General features: G+C 71.3%; 17 protein-coding genes. 4 read left to right on the top strand and 13 right to left on the bottom strand.

What is annotated here, in order from left to right; all coding sequences use genetic code 11:
- Window positions 1-7 precede the first annotated feature (7 nt).
- Genes O1G22_RS12095 through O1G22_RS12105 form a run of 3 tightly spaced genes read right to left on the bottom strand, consistent with a single transcriptional unit; the run spans window position 8 to window position 4,430 of the window.
- A complete protein-coding gene (locus O1G22_RS12095) occupies window positions 8-2,227 on the bottom strand; it encodes a glycosyl hydrolase family 95 catalytic domain-containing protein (RefSeq protein WP_270081370.1) in 2,220 nt (739 codons plus the stop codon).
- Window positions 2,224-4,194, bottom strand: a complete 1,971-nt coding sequence (locus tag O1G22_RS12100; RefSeq protein ID WP_270081371.1) for a beta-galactosidase — start codon at window positions 4,192-4,194, stop codon at window positions 2,224-2,226. The genes O1G22_RS12095 and O1G22_RS12100 overlap by 4 nt, the downstream gene beginning before the upstream one ends.
- Window positions 4,191-4,430, bottom strand: a complete 240-nt coding sequence (locus O1G22_RS12105) for a hypothetical protein (protein ID WP_270086700.1) — start codon at window positions 4,428-4,430, stop codon at window positions 4,191-4,193. The genes O1G22_RS12100 and O1G22_RS12105 overlap by 4 nt, the downstream gene beginning before the upstream one ends.
- A gap of 141 nt (window positions 4,431-4,571) precedes the next feature.
- On the opposite strand from O1G22_RS12105, the gene O1G22_RS44865 reads away from it, so the two are divergent.
- The gene (locus O1G22_RS44865; RefSeq protein WP_428986350.1) at window positions 4,572-4,775 is read left to right on the top strand and encodes a hypothetical protein; all 204 of its coding nucleotides are present in this window, start codon (window positions 4,572-4,574) and stop codon (window positions 4,773-4,775) included.
- A gap of 532 nt (window positions 4,776-5,307) precedes the next feature.
- On the opposite strand, the gene O1G22_RS12115 is transcribed toward O1G22_RS44865, so the two are convergent.
- From O1G22_RS12115 to O1G22_RS12125, 3 genes are read right to left on the bottom strand one after another with little or no spacing between them, the layout of a single operon-like run.
- Window positions 5,308-6,252 (bottom strand): carbohydrate ABC transporter permease, encoded by a 945-nt coding sequence (locus O1G22_RS12115; protein ID WP_270081372.1) that lies wholly within the window; start codon window positions 6,250-6,252, stop codon window positions 5,308-5,310.
- Entirely contained in the window at window positions 6,249-7,295 is a 1,047-nt protein-coding gene (locus tag O1G22_RS12120) for an ABC transporter permease (RefSeq protein WP_270081373.1), read from the bottom strand. Before O1G22_RS12120 ends, O1G22_RS12115 begins: the two co-directional genes overlap by 4 nt.
- A gap of 27 nt (window positions 7,296-7,322) precedes the next feature.
- Window positions 7,323-9,032 (bottom strand): extracellular solute-binding protein, encoded by a 1,710-nt coding sequence (locus O1G22_RS12125; RefSeq protein WP_270081374.1) that lies wholly within the window; start codon window positions 9,030-9,032, stop codon window positions 7,323-7,325.
- Window positions 9,033-9,398: 366 nt separating this feature from the next.
- On the opposite strand from O1G22_RS12125, the gene O1G22_RS12130 reads away from it, so the two are divergent.
- The gene (locus O1G22_RS12130; RefSeq protein ID WP_270081375.1) at window positions 9,399-12,233 is read left to right on the top strand and encodes a glycoside hydrolase family 3 C-terminal domain-containing protein; all 2,835 of its coding nucleotides are present in this window, start codon (window positions 9,399-9,401) and stop codon (window positions 12,231-12,233) included.
- A 125-nt stretch (window positions 12,234-12,358) separates the two neighbouring features.
- Here O1G22_RS12130 and O1G22_RS12135 read toward each other — a convergent pair whose 3' ends face one another.
- The 4 genes from O1G22_RS12135 to O1G22_RS12150 all read right to left on the bottom strand — a co-directional run bounded on the left by O1G22_RS12135 (window position 12,359) and on the right by O1G22_RS12150 (window position 19,817).
- A complete protein-coding gene (locus O1G22_RS12135) occupies window positions 12,359-13,726 on the bottom strand; it encodes a S53 family peptidase (RefSeq protein ID WP_270081376.1) in 1,368 nt (455 codons plus the stop codon).
- A gap of 204 nt (window positions 13,727-13,930) precedes the next feature.
- On the bottom strand, window positions 13,931-15,376 hold the full coding sequence (locus O1G22_RS12140) for an aldehyde dehydrogenase family protein (RefSeq protein WP_270081377.1): 1,446 nt from the start codon (window positions 15,374-15,376) through the stop codon (window positions 13,931-13,933).
- Between the two features lie 184 nt (window positions 15,377-15,560).
- The gene (locus tag O1G22_RS12145; RefSeq protein ID WP_270081378.1) at window positions 15,561-17,189 is read right to left on the bottom strand and encodes a PucR family transcriptional regulator; all 1,629 of its coding nucleotides are present in this window, start codon (window positions 17,187-17,189) and stop codon (window positions 15,561-15,563) included.
- Between the two features lie 123 nt (window positions 17,190-17,312).
- A complete protein-coding gene (locus O1G22_RS12150; protein WP_270081379.1) occupies window positions 17,313-19,817 on the bottom strand; it encodes an ATP/GTP-binding protein in 2,505 nt (834 codons plus the stop codon).
- Between the two features lie 280 nt (window positions 19,818-20,097).
- Here O1G22_RS12150 and gabT point away from each other — a divergent pair, with 280 nt between their 5' ends.
- Together gabT and O1G22_RS12160 are read left to right on the top strand one after the other, a co-directional pair.
- On the top strand, window positions 20,098-21,432 hold the full coding sequence (gabT, locus tag O1G22_RS12155) for a 4-aminobutyrate--2-oxoglutarate transaminase (RefSeq protein WP_270081380.1): 1,335 nt from the start codon (window positions 20,098-20,100) through the stop codon (window positions 21,430-21,432).
- 469 nt (window positions 21,433-21,901) lie between these two features.
- Window positions 21,902-22,714 (top strand): phosphatase PAP2 family protein, encoded by an 813-nt coding sequence (locus tag O1G22_RS12160; RefSeq protein ID WP_428986351.1) that lies wholly within the window; start codon window positions 21,902-21,904, stop codon window positions 22,712-22,714.
- 28 nt (window positions 22,715-22,742) lie between these two features.
- On the opposite strand, the gene O1G22_RS12165 is transcribed toward O1G22_RS12160, so the two are convergent.
- From O1G22_RS12165 to O1G22_RS12175, 3 genes are all read right to left on the bottom strand, one after another.
- Window positions 22,743-23,201: a hypothetical protein gene (locus O1G22_RS12165; RefSeq protein WP_270081381.1), complete on the bottom strand. Its 459-nt coding sequence runs from the start codon at window positions 23,199-23,201 to the stop codon at window positions 22,743-22,745.
- Between the two features lie 124 nt (window positions 23,202-23,325).
- Window positions 23,326-23,622 (bottom strand): hypothetical protein, encoded by a 297-nt coding sequence (locus O1G22_RS12170; protein WP_270081382.1) that lies wholly within the window; start codon window positions 23,620-23,622, stop codon window positions 23,326-23,328.
- A gap of 138 nt (window positions 23,623-23,760) precedes the next feature.
- Window positions 23,761-25,191, bottom strand: a complete 1,431-nt coding sequence (locus tag O1G22_RS12175; protein WP_270081383.1) for an NAD(P)/FAD-dependent oxidoreductase — start codon at window positions 25,189-25,191, stop codon at window positions 23,761-23,763.
- Window positions 25,192-25,214: the final 23 nt, after the last annotated feature.

The raw sequence follows: 25,214 nt of genomic DNA on the forward strand, positions 1-25,214 counted from the left end.
CGGGGAGTCACCGCGTCCCCAGGGTGAGGACGCGGTCTTCTCCGGCGACGAGGTCCAGCGGTTGTGCGCCGGAGGAAGTCCGCAGGTCGATGCGGTGGGTGCGGCTGGGCTTGACGACGGCTCGGGCTCCGTCCGGGGTCCAGCTCAGGTCGATCTCGGCGCCGAACCGGGTGCGTACGCCCCTCAGTTCACCGGTGGGGCAGGAATCCGGCACGGCGGGCAGCAGGACCAGCCGGTCGGGGGTGGACTGGACGAGCATCTCGATCAGGACGCCGGGCAGGGTGTGCGCGGCGTCCGCGTTGTAGACGTCCCGCCGCGGATAGTGGGCGCTCATCAGCGAGGCGTGGAAGAAGTCGCCGCCGAGCACTTGGCGCAGGGCGTGCGCGGCCCGTCCGGCGTCCCGCAGCCGGGCCGCGATCAGGGCGTGGTGCAGATGGCCGTGCGCCGAGTGGTTCTCCGCGCCGCGCAGTTCGAGGGCGCGGCGGGCGGCGGCGGCCAGGCCGGGGGTGTCGTAGGGGTTGATCTCGTCCAGCGGCCAGACGCCGTAGAGGTGGCTGAGGTGGCGGTGGTCGTACGTGTCGTCCAGACCGGGCCAGGCCCATTCGGCGAGCGCGCCGTCGGCGTTGATGCGGTGCGGTGGCAGCCGCTCCGCCAACTTCCGCCATTTCACACCCTGTTCGGGGTGGTAGTCGGCGGCGGTGAGCAGGGCGTGCCGGGCGGCGGAGAGATCCATGGCCGCGTTGAGCGCGCCCCAACTGGCGTTCGCGGGCCGGTTCTCGGGCGAGTAGGAGGGCACGACGACGAGATGGCCGTCCGCGTCGGTGCGGGTGAGGAAGTCCTCGTAGAAGGCGGCGGTCTCGGCGAGCGCGGCGGCCGTGCGCGGATCCCGCTCGCCGCGCATCTCGTCGTGGTCGACCAGCGGCTTGAGCAGCCAGTCGGCGCCGGCCGTCCACAGGTGCAGGGGGTATTCGCGGCTGAAGTGGTACGTCAGCCCGGACTCGCCGTCGGTGTGCGAGGGCGCGACCACGCCCCGGGCGCCGAAGATCGCGCGGGCGTTCTCCCGCCAGTGCGGCAGCTGCCCGGCGACGAAGCCGGCGAGCGCCTCGGTGACCTCGGGCAGGGCGGCGGCCGGTGCGGAGGCGGTCTGGAGGTTGAGGTTGGCGTTGGTGGTGAACGCCCCGGACCAGGCGGTGTTCCAGTCACCGGTCCACAGTCCGGTGAGCCGGGGTGGCAGCAGGCCGCTGCTGGAGAGCAGGTGGTAGCGGCCGGCGGCGAAGAGCCGTTCCAGCAGGGCGGGGCTGTCCGGGCGCGTGAGGAGCTCCGAGCCGGGCAGGGCACGGTCGGCGGGATCGGCGCCGAGGTCGAGGGTGACCCGCTGGTAGGCGGTGCGGTGCAGGGGCAGGTGCCGGGCGAGGAGGAGGTCGTACGGCGGCTGCGAGCTGCCCTCAGTGCCTTCGAGGAGCCTTCGGAGCAGCCGGGCCTCGGCGATCACGTCGGCCTCGCCGGTGTGCCGGAGGACGCGGGTGAGCAGCAGGACCGTGCGGGCGCCGGTGACCCGGACGCCGGGCGGAAGGAGTTCGGTGCGGCCGTCGAGGACGGCGACGAGGGTGACTCCGGTGTAGGCGCGGTCGCTGTCGGGGTAGCGGGCGCGCAGGCTCAGCAGGGCGCCCTCGGGGGTGAGCAGCGCGCCATGGCCGACCCGCAGCCCGGCCGGGGCGCCGGGCAGCCGGTGATCGAGCCGGATGTCGAGGTCGCCGTTGGCCGTGATCTCGTGCACGATCACGTCGTCCGCGCGGGAGACGAAGACCCGGCTGTGGAAGTCGCCGGCGACGGCGGTGACCTCGCCGCTGCTGAAATCGACGTCCCGCCGGTAGCCACCCCCGCTCTCGCTCCCGCTCTCTCCGGACCGGCTGAGCCGTATCTGGAAGCCGGGGTGGAAGGGCTGCACCCACTGCAGCGGCCGCCCGTCGGTGAAGCCCTCGGCGGCGGTGCGGTCGCCGGCGAGCAACCGGTCCTGGAGCAGAGCGAGTTGGTCGGCGAGCCGGGGTGGCCGGGCGTGCTCGCCGCCGTTGGGCCGGACCAGGGTGTGGTGATTGACGACGACCCGTTCCTCGTTCGGATCACCGCACACACAGACACCGTGGTGGCCGTTCCCGCTCAGGAAGCCGTCCTCCCAGCGAGCGGCCGGGGCGGGCTCCCAGGTCCCGTGGACGGGTCCATGGCTCATGACCGCAGCACCGCCACTCCGTAGCGGCCGAGGGTGAGGGACCCGGTGACCTTCTCGCCGCCGAGCAGCTCACGGTGGTCGCCCGGCACCTCGACGGTGACCGGCTCCCGCCCGTGGTTGAGCAGGAACAGCAGCTCACCCCGGCGCACCGCCTCGACCCCGTCCGGCAGCCCCGCCAGCACCGGGCGCACCCCGGCCCCCTCGGCGACGGAGGCGAGCAGCTCGCGCAGCGCCTCCGGCTCGGGGAGCGTGGAGACGTACCAGGCGCGGCCGTTGTGCAGAACGGCGGGCAGCCCGTCCAGCTCGCCGCCCCGGTACGGCACGGTCCGGGCGACCCCGGGCTCGGCCTCGATCTCCTCCGACCACAGCGTCCCGCGGAACCCCTCGCACTCGACGGTCTCCCCCGCCTCCAGGGGCCACCACTCGTGCAGGGTGCGGATGCCGAACAGCTCGCGCAGCCGGGCGTCCATGCCGCCGGGCCGGACCCGGTCGTCCTCGTCGGCGACGCCGGTGAGGAAGCCGCAGACCAGGGTGCCGCCGCCGTGGACGTAGCGGAGGAGGTTGTCGACGGCCGCGTCGGTGAGGAGGTAGAGCTGCGGGACGACGACGAGCCGGTAGCCGGACAGGTCGTGCTCCGGGTGGGCGAAGTCGGTGGCGAGATGGGCCTCCCACAGCGCCCGGTGCCAGGCGGTCAGCACCTCCGGCAGATCCACTTCCGCCGACAGCCGCCCCTCGTGGGCCCCGGCCCACCAGGAGTGCCAGTCGTGCAGGATCGCGACATCGGAGACGATCTGACTCCCCGTCACCGAACTGCCGATGCGTGCGAGTTCGTGTCCGAGCTGCCGGACCTCCTGATAGGTACGGCCGTGCTCCCCCGCGTGGCTGACCATTCCGGAGTGGAACTTCTCGGCGCCCTGGCGGGACTGGCGCCACTGGAAGTAGCAGACGGCGTCGGCGCCGCGGGCGACGGCCTGGAGGGACCAGAGCCGGTTGAGGCCGCGGGACTTGGGGTGGTTGACCCCGCGCCAGTTGACCGGCCCGGCCGCCTGCTCCATGAGCATCCACGGCCCGCGGGCCTGTGAACGGGTGAGGTCCTGCACGAGCGCACCGCGCTGCCCGCCGAGCGGATCCCGCGGGTCGGGATAGAGGTCGACGGAGACGACGTCCTCCTGCTCCGCCCAGCGCCAGGCGTCCTGGCCGATCCACAGGGGCATGAAGTTGCTGGTCACGGGGGTGTGCGGGGTGTGCCGGCGGACGATGTCCCGTTCGGCGGTGAAGCACTCCAGGAGCATGTCGGAGGTGAACCGCCGGAAGTCCAGCACCTGGGCGGGGTTCTTCAGATAGTGGGCGTGCCGGGGCGGGAGGATGCCGTCCCAGGTGTCGTAACCCTGGCTCCAGAAGGCGGTGCCCCAGGCGGAGTTGAGGGCGTCGAGGGTCCGGTACTTCTCCCGCAGCCAGCGGCGGAAGGCGGCGGCCGCCTCGTCGCCGTAGTCGAAGGTGCAGTACTCGTTGTTGATGTGCCACATCGTGAGGGCCGGGTGGGTGCCGTAGCGGGCGGCGAGATCCTCGGTGATGGCGGCGGCGTAACGGCGGTAGGTGGCGCTGGAGTGCGAGAAGTGCTGCCGGCCGCCCCACACCTCGGTCCGCCCGTCGGCGTCCCGGGGCAGGGTGTCTGGGTGGAGGCGGCCCATCCAGGGCGGCGGGGAGGCGGTCGGGGTGGCGAGCACGACCCCGATTCCGCCCTCGTGCATGAGGTCCATGAGCCGGTCGAGCCACCCGAACTCCCGTGCGCCGGGCTCGGGTTCGAGTTTCGACCAGGAGAAGACACCGAGGGTGACGGAGTTAACCCGGGCGTCCTTCATCAGCCGGACGTCGTCCTGCCAGGTCTCCTCGGGCCACTGCTCGGGGTTGTAGTCACCGCCGAAGAGGATGCGGCCCCGGCCGGCCGCGGCGAGGGTCGGTCTCATGCCGGCTCCCCGTACTGGATGCCGCGCCCGTTGGTGGCGAGGTACACCCGGCCGTGCAGGCGCGGATCGCCGGTGATCGCCGGTCCGGTCCAGCCCCGCTGATGGGCGTCGTCGTTGATGCGGATCCAGGACGTGGCCTGGTCGTCGCTGACGGTGCCGGTGGCCCCCCGCCCAGGAGATCGCGAGGTTCGGATCGGGTTCCGGTTCACGGCGTTCCGGCGGGTTGTGCTGTGCATGAGTGACGTGTGCCATGACGGAACGAAAGTTCCCATATCGAATCCGTGACCTGTGTGGGAGGTGATCGTTGGATGGGGTGAGGACATCGTCTGAACCGGGGGTGAGTTGCGGGCGGACTGCGTGACATAGCGGCGCCGTTCGTGGTCCCCGGGCCGTCCGGGGTGGCGCTCCGTCGCAGCCTCAAGGGCCTGACGGAAAGGGACGTTGAGGTCCTGCACCTGGTCGGTGACCTGCTCGGTTCCCTGGCCTGCCGCGACCTGAAGGCCCGCTGCGCAGCCGGGCTCGACCCCGCCTACACCAGCCGCTGGGGCGCCCAGCACGGGCAGCAGTCCTTGACCACATAGACCCGCGAGACTACCCGTCACGACGCCGCCGCCGTGGCGATCGGAAGACGCGCCCTGGGACACCCGATCCGGCGACGGACGGCACCGCCCCCACAGCACCGGAGCGATGTTGTGGGGCATCGGACCGTCCAGGCCGCATCCCGTGCCCTGGGACGTGAGGCCGTGTTCATCAGCGGCCTCCGGCCGCGGGCCGCCGCCGCATTTCGGGACCACGGACACGATCCGTGCGCGCCGGATGCGGAGCGAAAGCGGGCGACCAGCGTGCCCACAACCCTTCGGGGCACACGGCTGAGCACGAGCTCTGGCAACAGGACTCACTTCCGCTCGGTCTCTGGTAACGGTGGAAGAGGATGCCGGTCACACCGGCAGTACAGCCGCGCAGGGCTGTGTTCGAGATGCGGCCCCGCCGCGTGGGGGCGATCAGCCACGACGGCCCCGCGCCGGGCTGACGGCCCGCAGTCCTACGGCGCTGCCCGGGCAGCGACCCGCGCTCGCCGACGAGACAGCACAACCCCCTCGAACAGGCGCCCGGTCACCCCTTCACCGCCCCCGTCAGCATTCCCTTCTTGAAATGCTTCTGGACGAACGGGGACAGGACCGCGACCGGTAGCAGGGCCATCACCATGACCGCCATCTGCACGGCCAGGCCGGACAGTTCGCCGGTCTTGATGGCCTGGCCCAGGCCCACCGGGGCCTGTTGCTTCTGGACCAGTTGGATCATGACGTTCTGGAGCGGCATCTTGTCCTGTTCGTTGAGGTACAGGGACGCGTTGAACCACGCGCTCCAGTAGCCCACGGCGTAGAACAGCGTGATGACCGCCAGCACCGCCCGCGACAGCGGCATCACGATCTGCCAGAGGATCCGGAAGTCCCCGGCGCCGTCGATCCGCGCGCTGTCGATCAGTTCCTGCGAGATGCCCATGAAGAACCCACGCAGGACGAGGATGTTGAAGACGCTCACCGCGCTCGGCAGGATCAGGGCCAGGTAGCTGTCCATCAGGCCCAGGGACTGCACCAGCAGATACGTGGGGATCAGGCCCGCGCTGAAGAACATCGTCGCCAGCAGCAGCATCAGGAACCAGCGGTGGCCGAGCGAGCCGATGCGGGAGAGGCCGTACGCGCACAGGACCGACACCGTCATCGAGAACAGCGTGCCGACCAGCGTGACCAGGATGCTGATGACCGCGGCCCGGGTGACCTGCCCGCCGCTCAGCAGCTCCTTGTACGCGATGAACGTGATGCCCTTGGGGACCATCACCAGACCGCCCGCCTGGTCGATCGTCTTCCGGGAGGACAGGCTGGTGACGATCACGATCCACAGCGGGAAGAGGATGCCGAGGCAGGCCAGGGTGAGCACCAGGCCCTTGCCGGCCAGACCGGCCTTGCTCGGCTCCTCCTCCCACACCGGGCGGGGCGGCGCGGCCCACCGGGACGGCGGTCGTTCCCGTACCGGCGGCTTGTCGATGACGGCGGTCATTTCTTGTACACCCCCTGCTCGCCCATGAGATGGGCCACCTTGTTCGCGGCGAGGACCAGCCCGAGGCTGACCACGCCCTTGATCAGACCGGCGGCGGCCGCGTAGCCGAAGTCCTGGTTGCGCACGCCGTTCCACCAGGTGAAGGTGTCGAGGACCTCCGCCGCGCCCGGTCCTACGGCGTCACGCTGGAGCAGGATCTGTTCGAACCCGACGGTCAGCGCGTCACCCACCCGCAGGACCAGCAACAACGCGATCACCGGCCGCAGTGCGGGGAGCGTGACGTGCCACATGCGGCGCCAGCGGCCGGCGCCGTCCATCGCGGCGGCCTCGTACAGATCGGGACTCACCGAGGCCAGCGCGGCGAGGAAGATGATGATCCCCCAGCCCGCGTCCTTCCAGATCCCCTCCGCCGTGACGAGGAACTTGAAGGTGGACGGGTTGGTCATGATGTCCAGCCCGTTGTAGCCGTGCCGGCGCAGGAGCTGCGACAGGACGCCCGCGCCGCCGAAGAGCTGCTGGAAGACGGCGATGACCAGCACCCACGAGAAGAAGTGCGGCAGGTACAGCACCGCTTGCGCGACCGCCCGCACCCTCGGCCTGATCACGCTGTTGATGAGCAGCGCGAGCAGGATCGGCACCGGGAAGAACAGCACGAGCTGCAGGAAGAACAGCACCAGCGTGTTCTGGACCGCGTGCCAGAAGGCCGAGTCCGCGAAGAGCTGCTGGAAGTTGTCCAGGGCGACCCAGGGGCTGTGCAGCATCGAGACGATGCCGTTGTCGCTGACGTAGGGGTCGTAGTCCTCGAAGGCGACGATGTTGCCGAGGATCGGCAGGTAGTTGAAGAGCAGGATCAGCAGGATCGCCGGCAGCGTCATCAGCAGCAGGACGCGGTCGCGTCTGAAGCGCAGGCGCAGGCTGAGCTTCCCGGTCCTCGCCTTCTTCCGGTTCTTGCCGGTCGCGGTGGTGTCGTCCGACGCCGCCGCGGCCTTCCCCGCCCTGTCGTCCGCCCCGGCCCTGCTCCGAGGCACCGTGCTGTGGGACACGGTCTTCTCCTTGCCTCGTGTCTCGCGTCAGCCGGCCGCCGTGCCGTTCTCGTCGAGGAGCTTCTTGTACCAGTCGCGCAGCTTGTCGCCGCCCCTGCTCTTCCAGTCGGAGACGGCCTGCTGCATGTCGCTGATCTTCTTTCGGCCGCGGGTGATGTCGTCCTCAAGCGTTTCGAAGTTGTCGCCGAGGTTGGTGTAGCGGGACGGCTCGGTGATCATCTGGCCGTAGAAGCTGGACTTCTTGGTGAAGGCACCCATCCGCTGCTGCCACTCGACCTGGGCCTTGGCGACGTCGGGGAAGTCGGGGTGGGCGATGGTGGGGGCGGGGCTCGCGACCATGACGTAGGCGTTCATGACCTCGTTGTTGCCCTGGGTGGTCTTGACTGGTACGCCGTTCTTGACCGTGTAGTCCGCGCCCTGGACACCGTAGTTGGTGGCCATGTACTCCTTGGTGCCGTACGGTGCGGCGGTGACGTTGGCGACGGCCAGCGCGTCACGGATCACGGACTGCGAGGCCTTCTTGTTGATGAAGGCGAAGATACCGGCGGGCTGTTCGGCCCACAGTCGCGGATCGCCGCCGTCGTGGCCGAAGATGTCCATGCCCCAGATCTTGAACTGCGGGTTCTGGACGGCCTGTTCAGCAGTGCGGCCCCACCACTGGGAGATGTTGTTGGGGTAGATCAGGAACTCGCCGGCCGCGAACTTGGGGCCCGGGTCGGGGGCGCTCTTGCCCATCATCGCGTCGGGGTGGACGTATCCGGCAGCGAAGAGCTTGCGGGCCCACTCCAGCGCTTCGAGGTACTCCTGGGTCTCGATGCGGTTGATCAGCTTGCCGTCGACGAGGTTCCAGCCGAGCGCCTTCTCGCTGCCGGAGAGCACGCCGAACATCTGGAAGGCGGTCCACTTCATGTCCAGGCAGGCCCAGCGCTTGGCCTTGGCGTTGGTGATCTCCTTGGCGAGGGACATGAACTCGTCCGCGGAGCGCGGGACCTGGTAGCCCTCCTTGTCGAAGATGTCCTTGCGGTAGAGGGGCACCATGCTGGTGACGTACGAGGAGGGCATCGGCAGGCCGCGCAGCTTGCCGCCGATGATGCAACGCTGCCAGGCGTCGGTCGGGATGGCCGCGAGGTTCGGGTAGTCCTTGACAGCTTCGCCGGAGAGGTAGGGGCCGAGGTCGGCGAACTTGCTGATGATGGCGGTGGGTATCTTGCCGCCCATGTTCCAGCTGGGGACGACCACGACGTCGGGTACGTCGCTGGAGGCGAGGACCGCGCCGAGCTTCTGGTCGTAGGTGTTGCCGTCCTGGTTCTGCCAGACGACGTCGACGCCGATCATGTCGTTCATCGTCTTGTAGTAGTCGTTGTCGCTCTTGGGCGGGGAGCCCCAGAACGGCGACATGATGGTGACCTTGCCGCCCTTGCCGAGCTTCTTGGGGACGGAGGTCTTCAGGGTCGCCAGGTCGAGCTTGCCGGTGAAGCCGATCGGCGAGCCGTTCTTGGACGGGATGTCCGGCACCACCACGTTGCTCGCCACGTAGGACGGCAGCAGCTTCTTCTCGCCCTTGCCTCCGGAGGAACCGCCGCCCGTGCCGCTGTCCGAGCTGCCGCAGGCGGTGAGCAACGGCATGCCTCCGGCGACCGCCGCGGCGGCGACCGCGGTGGAGGCGAGGAAGCTCCTCCGGCTGGGCGAGTCTCTCCGGCTGGGCGCGGAGGAGGCGGAAGCGGCGTTCGGCGTCATTGCGTCAACCCTTCATGGCGCACCAGGACACCCGGCGGTGGCCGTCGGCTGCGGTGTCTTGAGTGGATCTGGCTGAGCTGAATCTGGCGGGGAAACATGCTTCGGAGAGGCTGAGAGGCTCAGTCGAAGCGCTTCGATGTTGCTGCGAGGTTAAGTGAACACATGGGGGCGCACAAGGGTCGCTCCCAAGATTCCTGCGATGCGCTCCGCTCCTGCGGAGCCGTCATGCGCCCTTGCGAAGACGGCAAGATGTCGGCTCTCTTGCGCCCTCTTCACGCACGGGACCTTGACACTCCGGCCCCACTCGACCGAGCATCGAAGCGCTTCGAAAGCGTCTCGTCGCTCCATCCGCAAGGGGAACCGCTCGTGACCGTTGACTCGCCGTCCGCCCTGCCGTTCCGCGATCCGCATCTGCCGTTCGCGAAGCGCATCGACGATCTGCTGGCGCGGCTCACCCTGGACGAGAAGATCTCCTTCCTGCACCAGTTCACGCCGGCCGTCGAGCGCCTGGGCATCGCCGCCTTCCGCACCGGCCAGGAGGCCCTGCACGGGGTGGCCTGGATGGGCCCGGCGACGGTGTTCCCGCAGGCCGTGGGCCTGGGCGCGACCTGGAACCCGGAGCTGGTGCGGCGGGTCGGCGAGGCGGTGTCCAAGGAGGTCCGCGCGATGCGGGCCCGGGACGAGCGGGTCGGGCTCAACGTCTGGTCGCCGACGGTCAATCTGCTGCGCCATCCGCTGTGGGGCCGTAACGAGGAGGGGTACGCGGAGGACCCGAAGCTGACCTCGGCGATCGCCACGGCGTACACCCACGGCCTGCGCGGCGACCATCCGCTGTACTGGCGCACCGCGCCCGTCCTGAAGCACTGGCTGGCCCACAACAACGAGACGGACCGCGCCACGTCGTCCGCCTCCGTCCGCCCGCGCGTGCTGCACGAGTACGATCTGCGCGCCTTCCGGGAGACGGTCGAGGCGGGCGCGGTGGCCGGGGTGATGCCGGCGTACAACCTGGTCAACGGCCGCCCCAACCACGTCTCCCCGTATCTGCGCGACCCGTTGCGGACCTGGACCGGGGAGGAGCTGCTGGTCTGCTCGGACGCGGGCGCACCCTCCAATCTGGTCGACGCCGAGCACTACTTCGACACCCACGAGGAGGCCACCGCGGCCGCGCTGCTGGCGGGCGTGGACAGCTTCACCGACCACGGCACGGACGGTTCGCAGATCGTCGAGCGGGTGCGGAAGGCGTACGAGCAGGGCCTGTTGAGCGAGGCGGACATCGACACCGCCGTACGCCGGCAGCTCTCCGTCCGGTTCCGGCTCGCCGAGTTCGACCCGCACTACGACCCGCACGTCTGCACCGGCGAGTTCGACACCCCGGGGCACCGGGCACTCGCCCGGGAGGCCGCCGAGCAGGCGGTCGTGCTGCTGAAGAACGACGACGACCTGCTGCCGCTCGCGCCCGACACCCGGATCGCGGTGGTCGGCCTGCTCGCCGACGAGTGCAAGCTCGACTGGTACAGCGGCAGTCTGCTGCACCGGTCCACCCCTCTGGAGGGCCTGTACGAGCGGTTCGGCGCCGAGCGCGTGGAGTTCGCGGAGGGCGTGGACCGGGTCCGGCTGCGCACCGCCGCCGGCGCGTTCCTGCAGGTGCCGCCGACGGACGCGCCGGACGAGGCACGCGGCGCCGAGGGCGCACTGGACCCGGCGCTGCTGGCCGGCCGCACCGATCTGCCGCCGCTCACCGCGGAGGTGACCGGCACCGAGTTCGCGCTGGTGGACTGGGGCGAGGGCGTGCTGACCCTGCGGGCGCCGGACGGCCGGTATCTGTCGGTCGCCGAGGACGGGTATGTCCGCGCCTCGGCCGACCAGCCGGGCGGGTGGGTGGTCCAGGAGACCTTCCGTCTCGAACCGCACCACAACGGTCACCTCCTCAGGCATCTGGGCACGGGTCGCCATGTCCGTGTCGCCGCCGACGGCGTGCAGGTTGCCGACTCCGGTGACGTCTTCGAGGTGATCACGGTCGAGCGGGGCGAGGAGGCCGTGGCCCGGGTCGCGGAGGCGGCGGAGGTCGTCCTGGTGGTCGCGGGCAACGACCCGCACATCAACGGCCGCGAGACCGAGGACCGTACAACCCTCGCCCTGCCGGAGCACCAGCAGCGGCTGCTGCGTGCGGCCCGCGCCGCGAACCCGCGTACGGTACTGATCCTGACCTCGGCCTATCCGTACGCGGTGGACGTGGCGCGGCTCCCGGCCGCGCTGTGGACCGCGCACGGCGGACAGGCGGCGGGCACGGCACTGGCCCGGGTCCTGGCCGGCGACGTCTCCCCGGCGGGCCGGCTGCCGCAGACCTGGTACGCCTCGGACGCCGATCTGCCCGACCTGTTCGACTACGACGTGATCGGCGGCCGCCAGACCTATCTGTACTTCGAGGGCACCCCGCTGTTCCCCTTCGGGCACGGCCTGTCGTACGCGTCGTTCGGCTACGGCGACCTCGTGGCCGGTGTCGCGGACGGCGCGCTCACGGTCTCCTGCTCGGTGACGAACACGGGGGACCGGGTGGCGGACGAGGTGGTCCAGCTCTACGGGCGGGCCGTGGACCCGTCGGTGACCCGCCCGCGCCGCGAGCTGCTGGCGCACCGCCGGCTCACCCTCACGCCCGGCGAGCGGGCCGAGGTGTCCTTCGGCGTCCCGCTGTCCGCGCTGGAGTTCTGGGACGTGGCGCACGATGGACCGCGCCTGGAGACGGGGCCGTACGAGCTGCTGGTCGGCGCGTCCAGCGAGGACGTGCGGCTGCGTACGACGGTCCACCTCGACGGCACCGGGCCCGCGCCCCGTCCGGTGGCCCGGCGGGGCCTCGCGGGCGTGGACTTCGACGAGCAGTCGGGCGTCGCGATCGTGGACCGGACGCGGACGGCGGGCGACGCGGTGACTCCCGCCGACGGCGGTACGGCCGAACTGCTCTACCGCGCCTGCGACTTCGGTCCGGGCGTGACCGAGGTGAGCGCGCAGCTGGCGGGCGAGGGCGTACTCGAACTCTCCCTGGACGGCGGCCCGGTGCTCGCGGCTCTGCACCTGGACAGCCCCACCGCCGGCCCCTACGCCTACACCACCCTGGGCGCCGGCCTCGTCGCCGAGGGCGTGCACGACGTCCGCATCGGACTGCGCGGCCCGCTGCGGCTCGCGCACGTCGGCTTCTCCGGTTGAGGGTCCGGAGGAGACGACGACAAGAAGGGGTCCGGCACCGGAAGGCAGCGGTGCCGGACCCCTTCTCCGTGGCGGGCCAGCCGCCATCAGGTTATATGAAAATGATTCCCATTAGCCAGGGGCTGTCAGCCGTGGCTCGCCTTGGCCAGGGCCGGCACGAAGGTCAGGGCGTTGAGCGTGCCCACGCCGGTGGCCATGTCGTAGCCGCCCACGGCCTTGTAGCCCTTGACGCCCTGGTAGCTGTTGTCCGTGCCGTCGTTGACGTCGACGATGCCGGAGCCCTTGCGGCCTTCGAGGGTGTAGAGGGCCTGGTTGATGTCGCCCAGGCGGTGGCCGGCCGCCTGGTCGGCGAGGGCGACGATGCCCGAGAAGAGCGGGCTGGCCTCGCTGGTGCCGCCGGCGACGTCCCAGCCGGTGGCGGTCGGGTCGTAGCTGGAGTAGGTCCAGGCACCGCCGTTGACCGCGGCGGCCATGGAGATGTCCGGGGTGCCGCGGCGGGTGCCGACGACGTTCTGCACGCGGTTCTGGAACGACGGCCGGGTGAAGACGTGGGACTGGCCGCCGCCGCCCGCGCCGTAGTCGTTGTAGACGCTGTCCGGCTTGACGCGCTCACCCTTGTCGTTCAGGTGGAGCTGGGTGCCGCCGATGGAGGTGACCAGCGGGTCCGAGGACGGCCAGGAGTTGACGCGGTACTTGTAGTAGCCCTTGCCGTCCGCGGTGTTGTCGGTGGCGCCGCCGTCGCCGGAGGAGGCGAGGACGGTCACGTGCTTGCGGGCCGCGGCCTCGAAGGCGTAGCGCAGCTTCTTGATGCTGGAGAAGTCGCCCTTGGAGAAGCCCGGGAAGGTGTTCTCGGTGGCGCCGAAGCTCTGGCTGATGACGTCGCCGACCCCGTGGTCGATCAGGGACTTCTCGGCGCTCATCATCTCCGGCAGACCGGTGGTGCCCTCCGTCTCGGCGACGGCCGTCTCCACCAGGACGATCCTGGCGCCCGGCGCGACGGCGTGGGCCATCTCGACGTCGAGGGTGGTCTCGCCGGCCCAGCCGGTCATGTCGGAGTTCTTCGGGTCGAACTTCGGCACGTGGCCCCACTTGACCACGTCGACCTTGGTGCTGGGCAGCCCGAACTGCTTGCTGTAGACGTCGAGGTCGTGCTGGACCGTCGGCGACCCGTACGAGTCGACGATGACGATCGTGCGCCCCTTGCCCGTGATGCCCTTCTTGTACAGCGCGTTGAGGTTGTACGCGGTTCTGTACTGGAGCGGGGTGTAGCAGTTGATGTGCCACTTGGCCTGGCACTGCGCGATGGGCAGGGGGCTGGCCACGTCGCGCGCGAGGGTGTGCCCCGCGAGGGCCGGCTGCGCGAAGGTGTGCGGTACGCCGGCGGGCGCGGCGGTGGTGGCGCCGGCCGTGGAGAGGGTCGCCAGTCCTGCGGCGACGAGTGCGGCGGTGGCGGCGGAGGCCGCGAGGCCGCGCCCGGTTCGGGCTATGTGCATGTGTTCCCCTGAGTAGTCCGGAGTCGGACGTGGATCGGTCGCCTAAGTCGACACACAGACCGCCGGGTGAGTCATGCACAGAACAAGATTATTGACCGGCTGATGCCAAATCCTTTACCAGACCCGACCTTTCGTGAACACGAACGGCCGCAGCCCCCGCACAGTGGGCTGCGGCCGTTCTGTTACTGACCTGTCCGTGGCAGGTCAGAGCGCGAGACCGGTGAGAACCAGTACGCGCTCGTAGGTGTAGTCCTCCATCGCGAACCGCACGCCTTCGCGGCCCACGCCGGACTGCTTGGCGCCGCCGTACGGCATCTGGTCGGCGCGGTAGGACGGGACGTCGCCGATCACCACGCCGCCGACCTCAAGGGCGCGGTGGGCGCGGAAGGCGACCTGCAGGTCGTGGGTGAACACGCCTGCCTGGAGGCCGTACTTGGAGGAGTTGACCGCGGCGAACGCCGCAGCCTCGCCGTCGGCCTTCTGCACGGTGAGGACGGGCCCGAAGACCTCCTCGCAGGCGATGGTCACGTCCGCCGGTACGTCGGTGAGGACGGTCGGCGCGTAGGAGGCGCCGTCGCGGTCGCCACCGGTGCGCAGCGTGGCGCCGGCCTCGACCGCCTCCTTCACCCAGGCCTCCACGCGCTTGGCCGCGTCCTCGCTGACCAGCGGGCCGACGTCCGTCTTGGCGTCGGACGGGTCACCGGTGACCTGGGCCTCGACGGCGGCGACGATGCGCGGCAGCAGCCGGTCGTACACCGACGCGTCGGCGATCACGCGCTGCACGGAGATGCAGGACTGGCCGCCCTGGTAGTTGGAGAAGGTCGCGATGCGGGTCGCGGCCCAGTCCAGGTCCTCGTCGCTCGCGAAGTCGGCGAGGACGACGGCCGCGCCGTTGCCGCCGAGCTCCAGCGTGCAGTGCTTGCGCGGCACCGAGTCCATGATCGCGTAGCCGACCTTGTCGGAACCGGTGAAGGAGATCACCGGCAGGCGCTCGTCCTGGACCAGGGCGGGCATGCGGTCGTTGGACACCGGGAGGACCGACCAGGAACCGGCCGGCAGGTCGGTCTCGGCCAGCAGCTCGCCCAGGATCAGGCCGGAGAGCGGGGTGGCGGGCGCCGGCTTCAGAATGATGGGCGCGCCGACGGCGATCGCGGGGGCGACCTTGTGGGCGCACAGGTTCAGCGGGAAGTTGAACGGCGCGATGCCGAGCACGACGCCCTTCGGGAAGCGGCGGGTCAGCGCGAGGCGCCCCTGGCCGCCGGCGTCGGTGTCGAGCCGCTGGGCCTCACCGCCGTTGAACCGCCGGGCCTCCTCGGCGGCGAACCGGAACACGGACACGGCACGGCCGACCTCGCCCCGGGCCCACTTGATGGGCTTGCCGTTCTCGGCGGAGATCAGCTGGGCGATCTCCTCGGCACGCTCGGCCAGCCGCTTGCTGACGTGGTCGAGGGCGGCGGCGCGCACGTGGGCCGGGGTGGCGGCGAACTCGTCCCGCACCGCGTACGCGGCGGCCACAGCCTCCTCGACCTGGGCCTCGGTCGGCACGCTGACGGTGCCGACGAGCCGGCCGTCCCACGGGGAGGTGACGTCGAAGGTGTCCTCGCCGGTGACCTGGCGGCCGGCGAGCCAGAAGGCGTGGGTGGAAGTCATAGTCCGGGTCCCGGCCCTTCCATGTCGGAGGTGTGCTGGCTTGCGTGGTCCACGGTAGGGCGGGGGCGGCCGAGGGTCGTTTGTCCGAGTCGTAGCAGTAGCCGGACCGGCCACTACTGTTTGGACTATTCGGCGCTGACCTGTTCGGACAGCCGGACCAGCTGACCTTTCCCGGACCGTCGGACTACTCGGCGCCGGTCGCCTTGAGGGCGAGCCACAGCTCCATCCGCACATCCGGGTCGTCCAGCGACCGCCCGAGGATCTCCTCGACCCGCCGCATCCGGTACCGCAGGGTGTGCCGGTGCACCCCCAGGTCCGCCGCAGCCGCGTCCCACTGCCCGTGTCGGGACAGCCACGCCCGCAGCGAGGCGACGAGGTCCCCGCGCCCTGTCGCGTCGTGCTCGTGCAGGGCCCGCAGCAGCCCGTCGGCGAACGCCTTCACCGCGTCGTCGGCCAGCAGCGGCAGCACCGACCCGGCGGCGAGCCGCTCATGCTCCACCAGCACCCGTCCCCGCCGCCGCGCCACCGACAGCGCCTGCTCGGCCTGCTTGTAGGCGGCGGCCGCGGCGATCGGCCCGGCCGGCGCCGACAGCCCGACGACGAGCTCCTCCTCCTCGCCCCCGGCCTGCTCGGGCACCGCCCGCGCCGCCTCCAGCACCGCCGCGTACCGGGTGCAGGCAGCCACCGCCGCTCCCCCGTCGGCGGCGAGCACCACCAGCCGCTCTCCCTCGGGCACGACCAGCACGGCCTCGCCGGAGCGGGCGGCGGCGGACTCCACGCTCTCGGTGAGCCCGCCGAGCGGATCGCCGCCCAGGTCGGCGCCGGCACCCGCCGAAGGTGCGGGGGCGTGCGCCCGCGCCGCCGTACCGGACGCGGACTCGGCGACGATCATCCGAAACGGCGCGTCGAGCAGCCCGCCGTACAGGTCACCGGCGACGGCGCGGGCGTGGTCCGGCTCGCCGGCGAGCAGCATGCGCAGCACCGCCGTACCGACGCGCTGTTCGGCCGCACGGAGGGAGCGGGAGCGTTCGGTGGTCAGGGTGAGCAGGGCGATGGCGGAGTGCACGGCGTAGCGCTCGGCGGTGCCGGGGGCGGCGGCGGTGCCGACGGCGAGCGCGGCGCGGGGCCGCCGGCCCGTCCCGAGGGAGTGCAGCTCGACACGGTCCTCGTGCTCGGGTCCGCCGACGACCGCCGATGCCGGAGCGGGCCGCTCCCGGAGCCGTTCGACCTCGGCGGTGAGCCGCGCGGCCCGCCGCCCCGCCCACTCCGGCGCGGCGGCGACGACGGCACCGGAGGCGTCGTACAGGGCCGCCCATCCGTCGACCTGCGCGGCGAGCGCCCCGAGCACCCCCTCGGGCCCGGCGTTCAGGGCCTGCTTGGTCAGCTCACGCTGCGCCGCGAACCCTGCCGTGACGGCGCGGTACTGATCGGCGGCGATGGCGGCGGACACGGCCTTGCTGATGGCGAGGAAGGGGGTACGGCGAGGCACCTCCAGCAACGGCAGCCCCTCCTCCCGGGCGGCGTCGACGAGCGCCTCGGGAATCTCCTCGTAGTTCACCCCCACGGCGAACCCGAGCCCCACGACCCCCGCCCCGGCCAGCCGCTTCACATACCGCCGCATGGCCTGCGGATCCTCCGCGTCCAGCTTGAGCGCGGTGATCAGCAGCAGCTCGCCGCCCTCCATGTACGGCACCGGGTCGGCCAGCTCGCTGACGTGCGCCCAGCGGACGGGCACGTCGAGGTGGTCCTCGCCCGCGCGCACGGTCAGTTTGAGCGCGGAGTGGTGGACGAGCGAGGCGAGGGTGGGGGGCATGGGACCTTCACGGTGAGGAGACATCCGCCGATCACGGTGTCACAAATGCGGCTGATCCTTTGGCCGCACTGTATGAACGACCTACCCCGATTCTGCCTCACCGTACGGTCCCCCGCCCCCTCCTCACCCCCGCAGATCGACCAGCAAGGGCGGCGCGTGCTCCCCCCGCACACTGGTCAACGACAACACCGCATGCCCCGCGGGCACCCCATGAGCCAACTCGGAAGCGGACCACCGCGCCCGCTCCACCTGGCGGACGGTGACGGCCTCGGTGGTCACCGCCTTGCCGGTGACCAGCTTGCGCAGAGCATGGATCGCGCGCGTCATGGGCTGGTCGGCGAAGACCGTGTGCCGGGCCACGTCCCTGGTCTCCACCCACTCGGTGCCCCAGGCGTCCGCGAACCTGCTGCCGTCCCACGTGGCCACCCCGGAGAACGCCATCCGGCAGCCGACGGCCGCGTACAGCGGCCCGTGGAGCGCCTCGGGGACGTCACCGATCGTGCGCAGGGCGAGCACGACGCCCGCGTTGCGGGAGCGCAGCCGCGGGATGCGGCGCAGGGACTCGGTCGTCACCGCGCCGGTGGCGTCGTCCAGGACGAGGCAGACGAAGTGGGTCCGTTCGCCGGTCAGCGCCAGGGCGCCGAACTGGGCCAGCACCAGCCGGGTGACGATCCGTGACGCCTCCTCGTGACCGCGCTCGGGCAGGTCGACACGGACCCGCAGCGGATGGTGGGCCACGGCACGCAGCGAGAACGGCCGGGCACCCGCACCGTCCGCGCCGAAGAACTCGGCGAACGCCGGCCGGTCCAGCGTTGCGAGCCGGTCGGCCAGCACGGGGGCGGGGTCGCCGGTGCTGCCCGACTGCCGGGCACGCGCATCGAGTTCGCGGCGCATGGCGGTGTGCTCGTCCCCCGCGAGCGCCGCCCGGAGCGCCGCCAGGGCGGACGGCTCGCCTTCCAGGAGCTCCCGCAGCGCGGGCAGGGTCGGAAATCGCCCGTACGCCGCCCGGTGGGGGCCGAGGAGCTGGGCGAGCGCGGTGGCCGCCCGCTGCCCGCTCACGGTGTCGAGGTCACCGACGAGCGCCTCGGCCAGGAAGGCGGCCGCCTCGTCGGGGTCCTCGGACTCCGCGTACGGGTCGAGGTCGTGGACGGACGCGGGGTCGCCGAGGCGTACGACGACGTCATAGGCGGAGTCGGGGCCGAGCGGGGTGCCGGCCGCGCAGACGGCGACGACGGCGCACTGTCCGGTCAGCGCCTGCAGGCCGAGGGACTCGACGACGGGCCGGATCAGATGGCGGGTCTTGCCGGAGCCGGACGGTCCGACGGCGAGCAGCGAGGTGCCGAGGGTGTCCGGGGCGAGGGCGGCTCCCGCGCCGCCGTACCCGGGCGGGGTCCGCTCCCCCGTCACCCACTGCCCGATGCGGACCTGCCCGGAGACGAGGTCGTGCCGGGCGCCCCGGCCGGGCAGGTCGCGGTGGCCGGACGGGTGGGTCCAGGCGGCGCCGCCCTCGCGCAGGACCGTGTCGGAGAAGGAGGAGACCCGGGCCCGGGCGCGGGCCACGGTCCACATGTGGCCGACCCGTGCGCAGTCCACGTCGTTCATCCGGCCGGCGTGCACTTCGGCGGCGAGCAGGTCGGCGGCCTGGTGCTGGCCGGCCTCCCGCAGTTCGGGCCACTGCGACGGCCGCCGGTCCACGGCCCGCGGTGCGGCCTCGCCCGCCTTGGCCCGTGCGCGCGCGGCGAGCGCCGCCTTCGCGAGGGGCCACCAGCCGCCGATCCGGGCGAACGGCCACAGCACCAGCAGGGTGATGAGCGCGTACAGCCCGTCCGTGAGCCACTGGGACGCGAACACGCTGTAGTCGCCGGTGATCAGGACGATGAGCGAGAACAGCGGATCCTGGACGGGCAGGGCGTTCCAGCCGAGGCCGAACGCGCCCGGGAAGACGAAGGCCAGCGCGATCAGCGCCCCCAGGGCGGCGATCAGGGCGCGGGCCGGCTGCTCGCGGCGGGTGACGACGTGCCGGATGATGTCGGACCAGCTGCCCAGGCGGGCCATGACGTAGACGAGGATCGCGAAGACCACGCCGTCGGCGACGGTGAGGGCCTCGGCGCCCTTGAACGTCTTGGGCGTCGTGGTGCCGCCCCACCACCAGCCGTCCGGGGTGACCAGCTTGAGGACGGTCCACTGATAGGGGAAGCTGCCGTGCCGCCACAGTGACCACAGCAGCAGCCCCGCCGCCAGGGGGACGACGAAGCCGACGACGGTGACGGGGGCCAGGCGCTGTGACGGGCGGGCAGCTTTCGGCGGACGGTAGCCGTACCGCCAGATGCCGGGCTCGACGGCGGGCCGGGGCTGGTCGAGCCACTCGGCGACGGGCGAGCGGGGCTGCGCGGTGTGCGGCTCGTACGACGGCTGCGCGGTGTGCGGCTCGTACGACGGCTGCGCGGTGTGCGGCTCGTACGACGGCTGCGCGGTGTGCGGGTCGTACGACGGCTGCGCGGCCGGGGGCGGCACGTCCGGCGCGCGGGTCGGCCGTGGCGGCACCCCGGCCCCCTCCGCCGGTGCTGTCGGGCGCGGTACCGGATGCGCGTGCGTGCCGCGTGCGTCTCGTGTGCCGTCGCTGTCCATCGCCCTTGCCCCCTGACCAGCCGTTCCGTCCACCGTCAGCGAGCAATCTAACGCCCCGGCAAGGGGAGTTCACCGCTTACGTGGCCGACATGGCGCCGTTGGCGGGTGCGATACCGCCGGTCGGCTATGTCCACCGCGGACAAGCGGCGACGGCGACAACGCCCACATGGAGCATGCCCACCCCCGGTTCCCGGCCCTAGCCTGCGAAGAAAGATAGGCAAGCGGCCGAAAACGCACCACGAGCCGGGCCGCACCGTACGCAAGATCATCAGGAGCCCCCATGACCGCACTTCCGCAGGAGCGCCGCGTCGTCACCGCCATCCCCGGCCCGAAGTCGCAGGAGCTGCAGGCCCGCCGCACCGCCGCGGTCGCGCAGGGCGTGGGCTCCGTGCTGCCGGTCTTCACCACCCGCGCCGGTGGCGGGATCATCGAGGACGTCGACGGCAACCGGCTCATCGACTTCGGGTCCGGTATCGCCGTGACCTCCGTCGGCGCCTCCGCCGAGGCCGTCGTGCGGCGTGCCGCCGCCCAGCTCGCCGACTTCACCCACACCTGTTTCATGGTCACCCCGTACGAGGGGTACGTCGCCGTCGCCGAGGCGCTCGCCGAGCTGACCCCCGGTGACCACGCCAAGAAGTCCGCGCTGTTCAACTCCGGCGCCGAGGCCGTCGAGAACGCCGTCAAGATCGCGCGTGCCTACACCAAGCGCCAGGCCGTCGTGGTCTTCGACCACGGGTACCACGGCCGGACCAACCTCACGATGGCGCTGACCGCCAAGAACATGCCGTACAAGCACGGCTTCGGGCCGTTCGCGCCCGAGGTGTACCGGGTGCCGGTCGCCTACGCGTACCGCTGGCCGACCGGCCCGGAGAACGCCGGTCCCGAGGCCGCCAAGCAGGCGATCGACCAGATCACGAAGCAGGTCGGCGCGGACAACGTCGCCGCGATCATCATCGAGCCCGTGCTCGGCGAGGGCGGCTTCATCGAGCCGGCCAAGGGCTTCCTGCCGGAGATCGTGAAGTTCGCCAACGACAACGGCATCGTCTTCGTCGCCGACGAGATCCAGAGCGGCTTCTGCCGGACCGGCCAGTGGTTCGCCTGTGAGGACGAGGGGATCGTCCCGGACCTCATCACGACCGCCAAGGGCATCGCCGGCGGTCTGCCGCTCGCCGCCGTCACCGGGCGCGCCGAGATCATGGACGCCGCGCACGCCGGTGGGCTGGGTGGTACGTACGGCGGTAACCCGGTCGCGTGCGCCGGTGCGCTCGGTGCCATCGAGACCATGAAGGAGCTGGACCTCAACGGCAAGGCCAAGCGCATCGAGGAGATCATGAAGGGTCGCCTCACCGCCATGGCCGAGAAGTTCGACATCATCGGCGACGTGCGGGGACGCGGTGCCATGATCGCCATCGAGCTCGTCAAGGACCGCGCCACCAAGGAGCCGAACCCCGAGGCCACCGCCGCGCTCGCCAAGGCCTGCCACCAGGAGGGCCTGCTGGTCCTCACCTGCGGCACCTACGGCAACGTGCTGCGTTTCCTGCCGCCGCTGGTCATCGGTGAGGACCTCCTGAACGAGGGCCTCGACATCATCGAGCAGGCCTTCGCGCGCATCTGAGCGAGTCGTTCGCCCCTCTGATGCGGCCTGCGGCAGGCCGTGTGAAGAAGGTGTGCGAGGTGGATGACGGGACGCGATTCCGTCTGCCCAAGCGCCCCGGCCTGCCGTAGGTTCTACGCAGATGAGAGATACACCCCGCCCACAGGGGACTGTGGGCGATCTCAGGCCGGGGCCTCCCCAGCTACGGCCTGGTCGTGCCCTCGCGCACACAACCGGCGCCTGACGGCTCCGGGATCTCCTCACCGATCGGACGGTCGCCGCCCCAAACCCCCCGGGGCGCGCGACGTTCCGATCCGGACGGCCGCCTCGGAACCACCCCCCCCTGTTCCGGGGCGGCCGACCTCCTTCCTCTTCACTTCCTCCTTCCGCAGCACCAAGAGGCCCCGGCCACTCCTTGCAGTGGCCGGGGTCGCGTCATGCCTCGCGTTGCAAAGCGGCACAGAACCACGCAGTGTGATCCGGTATGACGATGCGACACACTTCAGGCGGACCTGAGAAGCTGAGCGCTGTGTCGACCGTTGTCCGCCGTGCCCCGCTGCTCGTCCTCCCGGCCGTGCTCCTCGCCCTGCTCACCTGGCAGGTCGTCACGCACGGCCCGCTGCTGCGGCTGGACGCGCGGGTCAGCGGGGCGCTCGTGCACCCGGGCGGCCGGTTCTCCGAGATCCTCTCCGGCCTCGGCAACGTTCAGGTCGCCGTCCCGGTCCTCCTCTTCGCCATCGGGTACGTCCTGTGGCGAGGCCATGACGCCGGTACGGAGCGCTGGTGGCTGCCGCCGCTCGCCGCGGCCGTCCTGATGGCGCTGGTCCCGGCGATCGTCGTCCCCCTCAAGGACTGGACCGCCCGGCCGGCGACCCCCGTGATGCCCCCGGCCGTCGGCTACTTCCCCTCCGGCCATACGGCGACCGCGGCCGTCGCCTACGGCTCCGCGACCCTGCTCCTGCTGCCCTGGCTGGATTCGGAGGCCACCCGCCGTCGACTGGTCGCCTGCTGCACGGCCCTGGTCCTCGGGGTGTCGTACGGCCTGGTCCGGCACGGCTATCACTGGCCGCTGGACGTGGTGGCCAGCTGGTGTCTGTCCACCGTGCTGCTCACCACCTTGTCCCTGGTGCCGGGTGCCGGCCGGAGCACACGTCGGAGTTCTTCCGGAATTCCCCGTCCGCACAGCGATCCCGGTTCACCGGCCACGTCATCGGACACGGAGACCGCAGCGCCGGCCAGGTCCCGTGGGTCGCGTACGAGCCGCAGTTCGTCTTCTTCGTCGGGCAGTCCGTGGTCTTCGTGAAAGTCCGCCGCCCGGCGCGGCCCCGGCACTAGCCGCCCCCGCCCCCGCCCCTGGCGAGCTCCGCCGCCGCCTCGTGCATGGCCAGCTCCAGCAGCGCGGGATCGGTCAGTGTGCCCGAGCCGTCCGGCGGCACCAGCCAGCGCACACCCTGGGTCGCCCGGCCCGGGTACGGCACGACGATCCAGGTGCCGGCCCCGGCGGTGCGGATGCGGGTGCCGACCCAGCGGGCCGCGGTGCCGGGCGGCACGAAGAACCCGACCCGGTGGTCGCCGGAGTCGACGAGTACCGGGCCGGGCCGGTCGAGCATCCGGATGAGCACGTCCAGGGTCGGACCGCCGAGGTCACCGGGCAGGATCAGGACGTCCCAGGCCTTGCCGGCGGGCAGCAGCGCGACCCCGCCGGGATTGCGCTCCCATTCCCAGCGGCAGGCCTCGGGGTCCGGTGCGACGGATGCCAGCCATTCGACGGCCGTCTTCGCCCCAGTCATCAAGAAGGCCTCCCCACTCTTTCTGTCGACGCGGTCGCGTCAGCAGGAGAGAGGGAGGCCTTCCGGGGGCATTACGCGGGTTCCGCGTCCCCCTTGGAGTGACCTGGGTCACCAGCCGGGGTGGTCACCAGCCCCACTCCCAGCAGTCGTGGTCCCAGTTCCAGAAGTAGTGCCAGTGGTGGTGATGGTGATGGTCCCAGTGGTCCCAGTCGTCCCCGTCGTGGTGGTGGTCGTGCCGGGGGACCATGGTCACCGCGGCCGGCTGGTGCATCGGCGCCGCCGAGGCGGCCACGGCCGGGACCATGACGCCTCCGGCGACGACGACGGCGGAGGCCACCGCGGTCGCCAGACCCAGACGGCGCCTGGGCCGCTCGGCACGGGAGTCGTCGTCCTTGCGGATGATGCGGGTGATACGGCTCATGATCTTCTCCTGCTGATCCGGGGTGGAAGTCGGTGCCTCCCGGTGAGGCCCGTGCATCCAGTACGCCGGAACGCGGGAGCAGCGTCATGCTCCGGAAATTCGTGGCTTGACGTCGCCCTGAAGACCACGTAAAAGGCCTCAGCTGTCGAAGCCCAGCCCCAGCCGGTCCATGGTCCGCAGCCACAGATTGCGGCGGCCGCCGTGCGCGTCCGCGCGGGCCAGGGACCATTTGGTCAGGGCGATCCCCGTCCAGGCGAACGGCTCCGGCGGGAACGGCAGCGGCTTCTTGCGGACCATCTCCAGCTCGGTCCGCTCGGTGCGCTCCCCGTCCAGCAGGTCCAGCATCACGTCCGCGCCGAACCGGGTCGCACCCACACCCAGGCCGGTGTAGCCCGCCGCGTACGACACCCTCCCCTGGTGCGCCGTGCCGAAGAACGCCGAGAAGCGCGAGCAGGTGTCGATCGCACCGCCCCAGGCGTGGGTGAAGCGGACGCCCTCCAGCTGCGGGAAGCAGCCGAAGAAGTGGCCCGCGAGCTTGGCGTACGTCTCCGGCCGGTCGTCGTACTCCGCACGCACCCGGCCGCCGTAGTGGTGGATCGCGTCGTAGCCGCCCCACAGGATCCGGTTGTCGGCGGACAGCCGGAAGTAGTGGAACTGGTTCGCCGAATCCCCGAGGCCCTGTCTGTTCTTCCAGCCGATCTCCGCCATCTGGTCGGCGCTCAACGGCTCGGTCATCAGCGCGTAGTCGTAGACCGGGACGGTGTAGGAGCGCACGCGGCGCAGCAGGCTCGGGAAGATGTTCGTGCCGAGCGCGACCTGGCGGGCGCGGACCGCGCCGTACGGGGTGCGTACGGCCATCCCGGCGCCGTACTGCTTCAACGTCAGGGCGGGTGTGTGCTCGTACACCCGCACCCCGAGCTTCAGGCACGCCTTCTTCAGGCCCCAGGCCAGCTTCGCGGGGTGCAGCATGGCCACGCCCCGGCGGTCCCACAGGCCCGCCTCGAAGGTGGGCGAGTGCACCTGCTCGCGCACGGCGTCGGCGTCCAGGTACTCGATGCCGTCGGCGAGGCCCTGCTCCGCCAGCTCCCGGTGCCAGTCCTTCAGCTCCCAGGCCTGGTAGGTCTCGGTGGCGACGTCGATCTCGCCGGTGCGCTCGAAGTCGCAGTCGATGCCGTGCCGGGCGAGCGCGGCCTCGATCTCGTCGAGGTTGCGCCGGCCCAGCTCCTGAAGTGTCCCGATCTCGCCGGGCCAGCGGGTCAGACCGTTGGGCAGACCATGGGTGAGCGAGGCGGCGCAGAAGCCACCGTTGCGGCCGGAGGCGGCCCAGCCCACCTCGCGGCCTTCCAGCAGGACCACGTCCCGCTGCGGATCGCGCTCTTTGGCGTTGAGCGCGGTCCACAGCCCGCTGTAGCCGCCGCCGACGACCAGTAGGTCGCAGATGTCGGTGCCGGTGAGGGCGGGTTCGGGGTGGGGCTTGCCGGGGTCTTCCAGCCAGTACGGCACCGGCTGGGCTTCGGAGAGAGAAGCGATCCAGTTGTCTTTGCCACGACTCATGGCGCTTGGGGCCATGATTTCAACTCCCTACAGAGGAC

This window comes from Streptomyces camelliae, assembly GCF_027625935.1.
GTDB classification, from domain to species: Bacteria; Actinomycetota; Actinomycetes; order Streptomycetales; family Streptomycetaceae; genus Streptomyces; species Streptomyces camelliae.